9 protein-coding genes are annotated in these 10,901 nt (G+C 71.8%); 5 read left to right on the top strand and 4 right to left on the bottom strand.

Annotated elements, in window-relative coordinates:
* Positions 1-138: 138 nt before the first annotated feature.
* The 4 genes from ABZT49_RS10460 to ubiG form a co-directional block, all read right to left on the bottom strand.
* Positions 139-306 carry a YqaE/Pmp3 family membrane protein gene (locus tag ABZT49_RS10460; protein ID WP_064504300.1) on the bottom strand — a complete coding sequence of 56 codons (168 nt, stop codon included), beginning with the start codon at positions 304-306 and terminating at the stop codon, positions 139-141.
* A gap of 119 nt (positions 307-425) precedes the next feature.
* Positions 426-1,400 carry an NADPH:quinone oxidoreductase family protein gene (locus ABZT49_RS10455; protein WP_355285955.1) on the bottom strand — a complete coding sequence of 325 codons (975 nt, stop codon included), beginning with the start codon at positions 1,398-1,400 and terminating at the stop codon, positions 426-428.
* Positions 1,401-1,483: 83 nt separating this feature from the next.
* A complete protein-coding gene (locus ABZT49_RS10450) occupies positions 1,484-2,056 on the bottom strand; it encodes a YbhB/YbcL family Raf kinase inhibitor-like protein (protein ID WP_355285953.1) in 573 nt (190 codons plus the stop codon).
* A 61-nt stretch (positions 2,057-2,117) separates the two neighbouring features.
* Positions 2,118-2,867 carry a bifunctional 2-polyprenyl-6-hydroxyphenol methylase/3-demethylubiquinol 3-O-methyltransferase UbiG gene (ubiG, locus tag ABZT49_RS10445; protein ID WP_355285951.1) on the bottom strand — a complete coding sequence of 250 codons (750 nt, stop codon included), beginning with the start codon at positions 2,865-2,867 and terminating at the stop codon, positions 2,118-2,120.
* A 220-nt stretch (positions 2,868-3,087) separates the two neighbouring features.
* Between ubiG and ABZT49_RS10440 the strand changes: the two genes are divergently transcribed.
* The 5 genes from ABZT49_RS10440 to ABZT49_RS10420 all read left to right on the top strand — a co-directional run bounded on the left by ABZT49_RS10440 (position 3,088) and on the right by ABZT49_RS10420 (position 10,774).
* Complete coding sequence (locus ABZT49_RS10440; RefSeq protein WP_355285949.1) at positions 3,088-4,323, top strand: aspartate kinase; 1,236 nt, start codon at positions 3,088-3,090, stop codon at positions 4,321-4,323.
* A 249-nt stretch (positions 4,324-4,572) separates the two neighbouring features.
* On the top strand, positions 4,573-6,834 hold the full coding sequence (gene ptsP / locus ABZT49_RS10435) for a phosphoenolpyruvate--protein phosphotransferase (protein ID WP_355285947.1): 2,262 nt from the start codon (positions 4,573-4,575) through the stop codon (positions 6,832-6,834).
* A 498-nt stretch (positions 6,835-7,332) separates the two neighbouring features.
* Positions 7,333-8,412 (top strand): peptide chain release factor 1, encoded by a 1,080-nt coding sequence (gene prfA, locus ABZT49_RS10430; protein ID WP_355285945.1) that lies wholly within the window; start codon positions 7,333-7,335, stop codon positions 8,410-8,412.
* A complete protein-coding gene (gene prmC / locus ABZT49_RS10425; protein ID WP_355285943.1) occupies positions 8,409-9,275 on the top strand; it encodes a peptide chain release factor N(5)-glutamine methyltransferase in 867 nt (288 codons plus the stop codon). Before prfA ends, prmC begins: the two co-directional genes overlap by 4 nt.
* Positions 9,276-9,691: 416 nt before the next feature.
* Positions 9,692-10,774 (top strand): DUF4167 domain-containing protein, encoded by a 1,083-nt coding sequence (locus ABZT49_RS10420; protein ID WP_355285941.1) that lies wholly within the window; start codon positions 9,692-9,694, stop codon positions 10,772-10,774.
* Positions 10,775-10,901 lie beyond the last annotated feature (127 nt).

Raw genomic sequence — 10,901 nt, 5'->3', positions numbered from 1 at the left:
GGTGGAGCAGCCCGGTAGCTCGTCAGGCTCATAACCTGAAGGTCACAGGTTCAAATCCTGTCCCCGCAACCAAACCAACAAAGAACCCCGCGAGGCGCGAGCCTCGCGGGGTTCTTTGCGTTTCGGCTCTGTCGCCGGTCAGTAATTGCGGCGCGTCACCACCCAGATGGCGTGGATCAGGCCCGGGATGTAGCCGAACAGCGTCAGCAGCACGTTCAGGATGAACTGCAGGCCGAACCCAACGGTGAACAGCACGCCGATCGGCGGGATCACGACGAGCAGGATGATGCGGATGATGTCGCCCACGGTGTCTCCGTCCTGACGCTCGGGAATGGAAAGCTCTGCTGTGAACGGCGTGCGCCGCGAACTGTTCCCGATCGGTCGGCGAAACCCCTCCCGCGCGCGCAGCGGGAGGGGAGGGGGAATCAGGGCCGCAGCAGCACCTTCCCCATCGCCTCGCGGCGCGCCAGGATGCCGAGGGCGGCCGCCGCCTCGTCCAGCGGGTAGACGCCGTGGACCTTGGCGGAGAGGCGCCCCTCGCTCACCAGCGCCAGCAGCCGGGCCTGGTTGGCGGCGTGGCCCTCGGGCTCGCGCCGGAGGAAGGCGCCCCAGAACACGCCCTGGATATCGATGCCCTTCAGCAGCGCCAGGTTGAGCGGGATCTTCGGGATCTCGCCGGCCGCGAAGCCGACGACCAGGAAGCGGCCCTTCCAGTTGAGCGAGCGCAGGGCCGGCTCGGAATAGGCGCCGCCGACCGGATCGTAGACGACGTCGATGCCGGCCTCGCCGCCGAGCCGCTTCAGCCCGTCGCGCAGCGATTCCTGGCTGTAGTCGAGGGTGAGGTCGGCGCCGTGCGCCTTGGCAAGGTCGAGCTTCTCGGCCGAGGAGGCGCAGGCGATCACCCGGGCGCCCATCGCGTGGCCGAGCTCCACCGCCGCCAGCCCGACGCCGCCGGTGGCGCCCAAAACCGCCAGGGTCTCGCCGGGCTTCAGGTTGGCGCGGTCCTGCAAGGCGTGCAGCGAGGTCCCATAGGTGACGGAGAGGCCCGCCGCCTGCTCGTCGCTGACGCCCTCCGGCACCCGGGTCAGGCCGGAGACCGGGGCGACGACCCGCTCGCGGCAGGCGCCGTAGCCGAGATGGACGATGACGCGCTCCCCGACCCGGAACGCCTCGACCCCCGGCCCCAGGGCCTCGATCACCCCGCAGGCTTCGGCGCCCGGCGAGAACGGCAGCTCCGGCTTCACCTGGTAGCGGCCGGCGATGATCAGCGTGTCGAAGAAGTTGAGCGCGGCGACCGTCACCCGCACCAGGGCCTCGCCCGGGCCGGGCACCGGATCCGGCACCTCCTCGATCACCAGGTCCTCGGGGCCGCCGAGCGCCTTGCACAGGAGCGCCTTCATGCCGTCAATCCTCCCCGCCGCACGCCGGCGGCCTGATGTCGAGTGGTGGGCCAGGCCGTCGCCCCTGGCAAGTCGGGACTGGATCAGCGCCGCTCGTAGGTGCCGACGAGTAGCCCCTTGGCGAGGACATGGCCGTGCATGGCCGCGAGCAGCGCGCCGCGACCGGGGACGCCCTCGAGCCCGAGATGCCGGTTGAGGGCGTAGACCTGGAACAGGTAGCGGTGCGGGCCGTGGCCGGTCGGCGGGTCGGGCGGCAGGTAGCCCGCCTTGAGGAAGGTGTTCTTGCCGACCTCCTCGACCGTGCCGTCCGAGCCGGGGCTCGCCAGCGCGCCCTCGGGCAGGCTGTCGCTCGCGGGGTCGAGGTCCCACGCGATGGCGTGGACGATCGGCTTGGGCGTCGGGCTGTCGGCATCCTCCACCAGCAGCACCAGGGCGGCGGTGCCGGCCGGGAGCCCGGTCCAGGCCAGCGGCGGCGAAAGTTTCTCTCCGTCCTGGGTGAAGCGGGCCGGCATCGGGGTGCCCTCGGCGAAGGCCGGGCTCGTCACCCGGATGATCGCGGGCGCAGCCTCGAACTCGGCGTGATACGCGGTCTTCTCAGGACCGGCCCGCAGCCCCGACAGGGCCTCGCCCAGAGCGTGGGGAATCTTTTCCAGCATGGACCCGTCTCCTCCCGTCGTCCCAAGGGGAAACCGGGGAGGCGGGGCGGGGTTGCTTCGCTCAGGCGCCGGGCCTCTCGGCCGCGATCATGTAGTTCACCGCCGTGTCGCGGGCGGCGCTCCAGCGGTTGGTGAGCGGGTTGAAGACGACGCCGGTCGTGTCGGTGACGGTGAGGCCGCCGGCCTCGACGGCGTCGCGCAGCTCGTCCGGGGTGACGAACTTGTCCCAGTCGTGGGTGCCCTTCGGCAGCCAGTTGAGAACGTATTCCGCCCCCACGATGGCCAGCGCGAAGGAGCGCATCGTCCGGTTGATCGTGGCGGCGAAGAACAGGCCGCCGGGCTTCACCGCCGTGCAGGCTTTGCGCACGAAGACCGGCATGTCGGTGACGTGCTCGACCACCTCCATGGCGCAGACCACGTCGAAGCGCTCGCCGGCCGCTACCACCGCCTCGATCGTCTCGGCCCGGTAGCGCACCGGCACGCCGGCCTCGTCGGCATGGGCCTGTGCGATCTTGACGTTGGTGACCGCGGGATCGAGGCCGGTCACCTCGGCGCCCAGGCGCGCCAGCGGCTCCGACAGGACGCCGCCGCCGCAGCCGACATCGACGAGGGTGAGGCCCGAGAGCGGCGCCGGCGCCAGCGGGTCGCGGCCGAGATGGCGGCAGACCGTGTCGCGGATATAGGTGAGGCGCACCGGGTTGAAGCGGTGCAGCACCCGCATCGGCCCGGCCTCGTCCCACCAGGTCACGGCGAGGCGATCGAAGCGGGCGACCTCGTCGCGGTCGATCGAGGGTCCGGTCGGTTCGCTCATCGGCGCCAGGCTTTCGTGTGGGGAAACAGATCCATCTCGACGTCGAGGTAGCGCAGCCGCCGCCCCGGGCCAACCGCCGTGGGACGTCATGCGCAGGGGATGGCATGCGCGGGACCGGCACCTCGGGTCGCAAAGTTGACACCGCCCCGGACCGCTTGTACCCGCCGGACGCCCGCGGCTTCGCGCTGCGGCAGAAGACAGTTTGTTCGATCGGATCCCCATGCCCCGCCTGGTGATGAAATTCGGCGGCACCTCCGTCGCCACGGTCGACCGCATCCGCAACGTCGCCCGCCACGTCGCCCGCGAGGTGCGGGCCGGCTACGAGGTGGCGGTCGTCGTCTCGGCGATGTCCGGCAAGACCAACGAGCTGGTGGCCTGGTGCAAGGACGCCTCGGCCCTCTACGCCCAGTCCGAGTACGACGCGGTCGTCGCCTCGGGCGAGCAGGTCACCTCGGGCCTGCTCGCCATCGTGCTCAACGAGATGGGCCTCAAGGCCCGCTCCTGGCAGGGCTGGCAGATCCCGATCGAGACCTCCGACCAGCACGGCTCGGCCCGGATCCAGGCCATCGACGGCGCCCGCCTCGATGCCGGCTTCAAGCGCGGCGAGGTCGCGGTCATCGCCGGCTTCCAGGGCATCCACGCCGAGACCGGCCGCCTGACGACCCTCGGGCGCGGCGGCTCGGACACCAGCGCGGTCGCGGTCGCGGCGGCGATCGGCGCCGAGCGCTGCGACATCTACACCGACGTCGACGGCGTCTACACCACCGACCCGCGGGTGGTGCCGAAGGCCCAGCGCCTCGAGAAGGTGGCCTTCGAGGAGATGCTCGAGATGGCCTCGCTCGGGGCCAAGGTGCTGCAGGTGCGCTCGGTCGAGCTCGCCATGGTGCACCGGGTGCCGACCACCGTGCGCTCCTCCTTCGACGACCCCGACGACGCCCGCCCCGGCACCCTCATCTGCGACGAGGACGATATCGTGGAACAGCAGATCATCACGGGCATCGCCTTCTCCAAGGACGAGGCGCAGATCACGCTTCGCCGGGTGAAGGACAAGCCCGGCATCGCCGCCGCCATCTTCGGCCCGCTCGCCGACGCCAACATCAACGTCGACATGATCATCCAGGTCGTGTCGGGCGACGGCGCGGCCACCGACATGACCTTCACGGTGCCGGCAGCGGATTACGAGCGCGCCCGCGCGATCCTCGACGCGCAACGCGGCGCGGTCGAGTTCGAGCGCATCGAGGGCGCCACCGACGTGGTCAAGGTCTCGGCGATCGGCGTCGGCATGCGCAGCCATGCCGGCGTCGCCGCCAAGGCGTTCCGGGCGCTCGCCGAGAAGGGCATCAACATCCGGGCGATCACCACCTCGGAGATCAAGTTCTCGGTGCTGATCGACACCGCCTATACCGAGCTGGCGGTGCGCACCCTCCACTCGCTCTACGGCCTCGACAAGGCCTGAACGTCTCGACCCGGACGCGCTCCGGGCTCCGACGAATCGACCGTCGACGCCCCGTCCGCGACGCCTCGCGGGCGGGGCGTTGCTGCATGGGGCGGGGGATCGGCCCCGTCCCCCGGAAAGGCCGCTTGCCCGCCGGGCGCCGGACTCGCTATACGGCAGTGACGGGGCCGATGCGTCAGGCCCGCGCAGGATCGGCCTCACGGTTGCACCGCGCCGGGCCCGGCTCGCCAAAGGGTGGAACACGACACGATGCCCGCAGCGCCTGGAGGCCCGCGCCTGCTACTGCGCCGCCTTCGCGAGGCCATGGCGGAGCCCGTCGGCCCGCAGGCGCGCCTCGACCGCATCGTCGTCCTGATCGCGTCCAACATGGTCGCGGAGGTCTGCTCGGTCTACGTCCTGCGCGACGACGGCAACCTCGAGCTCTTCGCCACGGAAGGCCTCAACCGCGAGGCGGTGCACCTCACCACCATGCGGGCCGGCGAAGGCCTGGTCGGCCTGATCGCCGCCACCGCCGAGCCGCTCTCCCTCTCCGACGCCCAGTCGCACCCCGCCTTCTCGTACCGGCCGGAGACCGGCGAGGAGGTCTACCACGCGTTCCTGGGCGTGCCGCTCCTGCGGGCCGGCAACACGCTCGGCGTGCTGGTGGTGCAGAACCGCACCTACCGGGTCTATTCCGAGGAGGAGATCGAGGCGCTCCAGACCACCGCCATGGTGCTGGCGGAGATGATCGCCTCGGGCGAGCTGCAGGCCCTGTCGCCCGGCACCGTCAGCGCCTCGCGCCGGGCGCTCAGCCAGGGTGGCGTGGCGCTCGCCGACGGCGTCGGCCTCGGCCACGTCGTGCTGCACGAGCCGCGCATCGTGGTGCGCAACCTGATCGCCGAGAATGTCGAGCGCGAGGCCACGCGCCTAGACACCGCCATCGCGGAAGTGCGCGCGGCCATCGACGACCTCGTCGAGCGCGGCGACGTCGCGGGCGCCGGCGAGCATCGCGAGGTGCTCGAAACCGTCAGGATGTTCGCCCATGACCAGGGCTGGCTCCGGCGGATGCGCGAGGCGGTGCTGTCGGGCCTCACCGCGGAGGCCGCGGTGGAGCGGGTGCAGTCGGACAACCGCGCCCGGATGCTGCGCCAGAGCGACCCCTACCTGCGCGAGCGCCTGCACGACCTCGACGACCTCGCCAACCGGCTGCTGCGCCAGCTCGTCGGCCGCCCGACGGTCGGGCCGGACGCGATGCCGGAGAACGCCATCCTGGTGGCCCGCTCGATGGGCCCGGCGGCGCTCCTCGACTACGACCGCGCCCGCCTGCGCGGCGTGGTGCTGGAGGAGGGCGGGCCGACGAGCCACATCGCCATCGTGGCGCGCGCGCTCGGCATCCCGGCGGTGGGCGAGGTGGCAAACGCCACGGCCCTGGTCGAGACCGGCGACGCCATCATCGTCGACGGCGGCACCGGCGAGATCCAGATCCGGCCCGGACCCGAGATCGAGGCGGCCTATGCCGAGAAGGCGAGGCTGCGCGCCCGGCGCCAGGAGCAGTACCGGTCCTTACGCGACGTGCCGGCGGTCACCCGCGACGGCGTCGCGGTCGGGCTGCAGCTCAATGCCGGCCTCATCGTCGACCTGTCGCACCTGAACGAGACCGGGGCCGAGGGCGTCGGGCTGTTCCGCACCGAATTGCAGTTCATGGTCGCCGAGCGGATGCCAACGGCGGCCGAGCAGCAGGTGCTGTACGAGGCAGTGTTCGACGCCGTCGGTGACCTGCCGGTGACGATCCGGACCCTCGACATCGGCGGCGACAAGGTGCTGCCCTACATGAAGGCGCTGGAGGAGGAGAACCCGGCGCTGGGCTGGCGGGCGATCCGCATCGGCCTCGACCGGCCCGGCCTCCTGCGGATGCAGCTGCGGGCGCTGCTCAAGGCCGCCCGCGGGCGGCCGCTCAAGATCATGTTCCCGATGGTCGCGACGGTGGAGGAGTTCGTCCAGGCGCGGGCGATCGTCGAGCGCGAGAAGGCGCATCTCACCCGCCACGGCCACCCGCTGCCGGTGGATTGCCGCCTCGGCGTGATGGTCGAGGTGCCCTCGCTGCTGTTCCAGATGGACGAGATCGCCGCCGAGGCCGACTTCCTCTCCGTCGGCTCGAACGACCTGATGCAGTTCCTGTTCGCGGTCGATCGCGAGAACCGCCAGGTCGCCAACCGCTTCGATCCGTTGAGCGCCGCGGCGCTCCGCGCCTTCCGGCTGATCGCCGAGCGGGCCGGGGCCGCCGGCACCCCGGCCACGGTCTGCGGCGAGATCGGCGGCCGGCCGCTCGAGGCGATGGCCCTGATCGGGCTCGGCTTCCGCGCGCTCTCGATGTCGCCGGCCTCGATCGGCCCGGTGAAGGCGATGGTGCTGGGGCTCGATGCCGGCGCCGTCTCGGCCTTCCTGGAGCGGGAACTGGCGCGGACCCGCGACGGGGCGTCGTTGCGCCCGGCGCTCGCGGCCTTCGCGGAGGAGCACGGCGTTCCGGTCTGACCGGCGCCGGGCCGATGACGCCGGCACCGCGAATTCGGCAACCTCGCCGTGCGATCGTTCCGACGTTGGGAAAGACCCTCTCCGGTTGCGAAGGCTCTGGGGCACCGGAGCTTGCGGCGGAGTTCGCCGGCCGCCGCCTTTCGAGCTGGCGCTGACCGGAGAGGGACGAGAGATGTGAACGGCTGGCCGTTCGTGACGATCACCGTCATGACGCAACCGATCGGATGGGTCGTCACCATCACGATTGGGCTCATCTAACGAAGTCTACCCAACAAGAGAGGTCACGGGGTGCTACCCGCGGCTCCTCGCCCGTAAGACAGGGCAGGCCACCTTCGTTCGTAAACGGGCGCGCGCGTCCGTCCGCCGGTGACACGGCTTTTGTCCACGGTCGCCGCGACTCCCCAACCCCCGCAGACCTGCTATACGCGGCACCATCTCCGGCACCGGGCGCGGGCCGCCCCGGATGACCCGGCTCGTCGCAATGGCCATATCCCGTTCATGATCGCGATCCCGTCCGACCGTCTCGACGCCATCCTGGCCCGCCACGACATCGTCACCGCCACCCTGAGCGCCGGGGAGGCCGAGGCGGAGAGCTTCGTGCAGCTCTCGCGCGAACTCTCCGAACTCGATGCCGTGGTCGAGGCGATCCGCGCCTTCCGGGCCGCCGAGACGGCGCTCCGCGGCGTCGAGGAGATGATCGAGGAGGGCGACCCCGAGATGCGGGCGCTCGCGGCGGAGGAGAAGCCGGAGGCCGAGGCCGCCCGCGACGCTGCGGCGCGTGCGCTCCAGCTCCTGCTCCTGCCGAAGGACGCCGCCGACGAGAAGAGCGCGATCCTCGAGGTGCGCGCTGGCACCGGCGGTGACGAAGCGGCGCTCTTCGCCGGCGACCTCTTCCGGATGTATTCGCGCTACGCCGACCTGAAGGGCTGGCGGGTCGAGGTCATCTCCGAGAGCCCCGGCACGATGGGCGGCTATCGCGAGGTCGTGGCCGAGGTGAAGGGGCGGGGCGTCTTCGCCCGGCTGAAATTCGAGAGCGGCGCCCACCGGGTGCAGCGGGTGCCCGACACCGAGACGCAAGGCCGCATCCATACCTCCGCCGCCACGGTGGCGGTGCTGCCGGAGGCGGAGGAGGTCGATATCCAGGTCAACGAATCCGACCTGAAGATCGACACGATGCGCGCGCAGGGCGCGGGCGGCCAGCACGTCAACAAGACCGAATCGGCGATCCGGATCACCCATGTGCCGAGCGGCATCGTGATCTTCGTCCAGGAAGAGCGCTCGCAGCACAAGAACCGGGCCCGCGCCATGGCGCTCCTGCGGGCCAAGCTCTACGACCAGGAGCGCAGCCAGAAGGACGCCGCCCGCGCCGCGGACCGGCGCGCCCAGGTCGGCAGCGGCGACCGCTCGGAGCGGATCCGCACCTACAACTTCCCGCAAGGCCGGGTGACCGACCACCGCATCAACCTGACCCTCTACAAGCTCGAAGAGGTGATCGCCGGCACCGCCCTCGACGAGGTGGTGGACGCGCTGATCACCGAGCATCAGGCGGCACTGCTCGCCGCCGAGGGGATGGCGTGACCGGGATCACCCCGGAGACGAGCCGGATCGCCGCCCGGGCGAAGGCCGCGGACGAACTCGCCGCCCGCGGCATCGAGACCGCCGCCCTCGATGCCCGGATCCTGGTCGAGGAGGCGCTGGGCATCACCGCCACCGACCTCGCGCTGCGCGGGGCCGAGCCGGTCGGACGGGCAGGCGCCGAGCGCCTCGGCGCCTACCTCGCCCGCCGCGCCGCGGGCGAGCCGGTGGCGCGGATCATCGGCGCCTGGGAGTTCTGGGGATTGCCGTTCGGGCTCTCGCCCGAGACCCTGGTGCCGCGGCCGGACACCGAGACCCTGGTCGAGGCGGCGCTGGGTCTGTTTCCGGAAGGCCCGCACCGCATCGCCGATCTCGGCACCGGCACCGGCTGCATCCTAGTCGCCCTGCTCACCGAGTGGCCGCGCGCCGTCGGCCTCGGCATCGACCGGTCGGTCGGCGCCCTGCGCACCGCCCGGGCGAATGCCGCCCGCAACGGCGTGGCGGAGCGTGCCGCCTTCGCGGCCGGGGACTGGGCCGCTTCGCTTGCCGGGCCGTTCGATCTCGTGGTGGCGAACCCGCCCTACATCGCGAGCGACGTCATCGCCGGCCTGTCGGGCGAGGTGCGCGACCACGATCCCCGCCTCGCCCTCGACGGCGGCCCCGACGGGCTCGACGCCTACCGCACCATCCTGGCCCAGGTGCCGCGGCTCCTGGGGCCCGGCGGGCATCTGCTGGTCGAGATCGGCTACGATCAGGAGGAGCCCCTGCGCCGGCTCGCCGCCACCCACGGCCTTAGCCCGCAGGTCCGGCGCGACCTCGCCGGGCACCCGCGGGTGGTCGCGATGACGGCAACGATCGAGACGTGACGCGGATTCTTGAGGTTCCTGTGGCCTTTGTGCATAAAATCGGCGCGAAGTCCCTTGGCGCCGCCGGCCGAACCCGCTAACGTCGCGGGGCAGATCGTGAACGGTCCGGACAACACAGCCAGGCTCAGTTCTTCGGGCGCGACATTGAGCGCGGACCTTTGGACGATCTTCCACCACCGGGCAGACCAATGAGCGCGTAGGCGGTCCGGTGCCCCGCATCTGTGGATCGACGGTGGCCGGACCGTGAGACGGCCCGCGGTCGCACAGGGCAAGGCGGACATCGCTGGGGAGACGGAACGCGGCCCGGCAGAGGCCGCCCGGCTCCGCGGACGACGACCCGCCGCGCGCGAAGTCCCGCCCTTCAAGTCGTCGAAGAGGGTCAGTCGAGGCCGATGAGACCGAACCAGAACAGGCGTATGCGTGGCCGCAACCGCAGCAACACCAAGGGGCCGAACCCGCTGACCCGGGCCTACGAGTCGAACGGCCCCGACGTGAAGATCCGCGGGACCGCCCAGCACATCGCCGAGAAATACGCCCAGCTGGCCCGCGACGCCCAGGCGAGCGGCGATCCCGTGATGGCCGAGAACTACTTCCAGCACGGCGAGCACTATTTCCGCATCATCGCCGCCGCGAACGAGCAGTATCGCCAGCAATACGGCGGCACCTACGGCCGCCAGGGCTACGACGACGAGGATGACGGCGACGATGAGGCCGCGCCGGCGAACGGCTACCCGGCCCAGGATCGCGGCCACAACGATCGCGGCGTCAATGGCTACGCCCAGTCCGGCTACGGCGCCGCCGACGATTACGGCGACCCCGGCCAGCAGCCGCAGCCCTACGACCATCGCGGCGACGACCGCCCGTCCCGCTTCGATCGGCAGGACCGTCAGGACCAGCCGCGTCAGGACCGACCTGACCGGCAGGAGCGCCGCGAGCGCTTCCAGAACCGCCAGGAGCGCCAGCAGCGCGACCGCCAGGAGCGGGCCGAGCAGCGTCCCGAGCGGCAGGACCGGGCCGAGCGCCAAGATCGCGTCGAGCGCCAAGATCGTCCTGAGCGGCAAGATCGTCCCGAGCGGCAAGGCGGCGAGCGTCAGGATCCGTCCCGCGCCGAGCAGCCGCGCCAAGAACCGGTGCGTCAGGAGCCTGTGCGTCAGGAAGCCCCGCGTCAGGACGGCTACCGCGAGGGCGGCCGCTCCGAGTACCGCCGCGAGCGCCGCCGCGAGGAGCCCCGCGCCGAGCCGATCCTGGCCGCCGACGAGCCGACCGGCCTGCCGGCCTTCCTGACCACCCCGGTGCGTCCCGTGGCCCCAGCGCCGGCTCCGGTCGAGGAGGCGCCGCCGGCGCCCCCCGCCACGCCGGTCGAGGCGGAGGCCGACGCCCCGGCACCCCGTCCCCGCCGCCGCCGCCGCACCCGGTTCGAGGGAGCCGAGGGGGCCGAGGGTGGGAGCGAGCCTTCCGGCGAGCTCTTCCCGAAGCCCGCCGAGTCGTCGGGGGAGTAGCTCCCCAGGGATGATCCGCCCGGTCTCCCGTTCGGGAGGCCGGGTTTCGAGGTCGCGCATGGTTGCCATGCCGCCGCACGAATTTTGCGCCGCCGCCCGTGGTGTTTCCGGCGCGGCTGCCTACCTG

This window comes from Methylobacterium sp. EM32 (genome assembly GCF_040593685.1).
Lineage (GTDB): Bacteria > Pseudomonadota > Alphaproteobacteria > Rhizobiales > Beijerinckiaceae > Methylobacterium.
The sequence above is the reverse complement of the archived record's forward strand: the minus strand, read 5'-3'. Positions and strand labels throughout refer to the sequence as shown.

Excerpts from the sequence above, each read along its gene's own strand:
- prfA (WP_355285945.1), top strand. The coding sequence starts at position 7,333 with ATGATCGCGATCCCGTCCGACCGTCTCGACGCCATCCTGGCCCGCCAC.
- ABZT49_RS10440 (WP_355285949.1), top strand. The coding sequence starts at position 3,088 with ATGCCCCGCCTGGTGATGAAATTCGGCGGCACCTCCGTCGCCACGGTC.
- ABZT49_RS10455 (WP_355285955.1), bottom strand. The coding sequence starts at position 1,400 with ATGAAGGCGCTCCTGTGCAAGGCGCTCGGCGGCCCCGAGGACCTGGTG.
- ABZT49_RS10420 (WP_355285941.1), top strand. The coding sequence starts at position 9,692 with ATGCGTGGCCGCAACCGCAGCAACACCAAGGGGCCGAACCCGCTGACC.
- ptsP (WP_355285947.1), top strand. The coding sequence starts at position 4,573 with ATGCCCGCAGCGCCTGGAGGCCCGCGCCTGCTACTGCGCCGCCTTCGC.
- ABZT49_RS10450 (WP_355285953.1), bottom strand. The coding sequence starts at position 2,056 with ATGCTGGAAAAGATTCCCCACGCTCTGGGCGAGGCCCTGTCGGGGCTG.
- ubiG (WP_355285951.1), bottom strand. The coding sequence starts at position 2,867 with ATGAGCGAACCGACCGGACCCTCGATCGACCGCGACGAGGTCGCCCGC.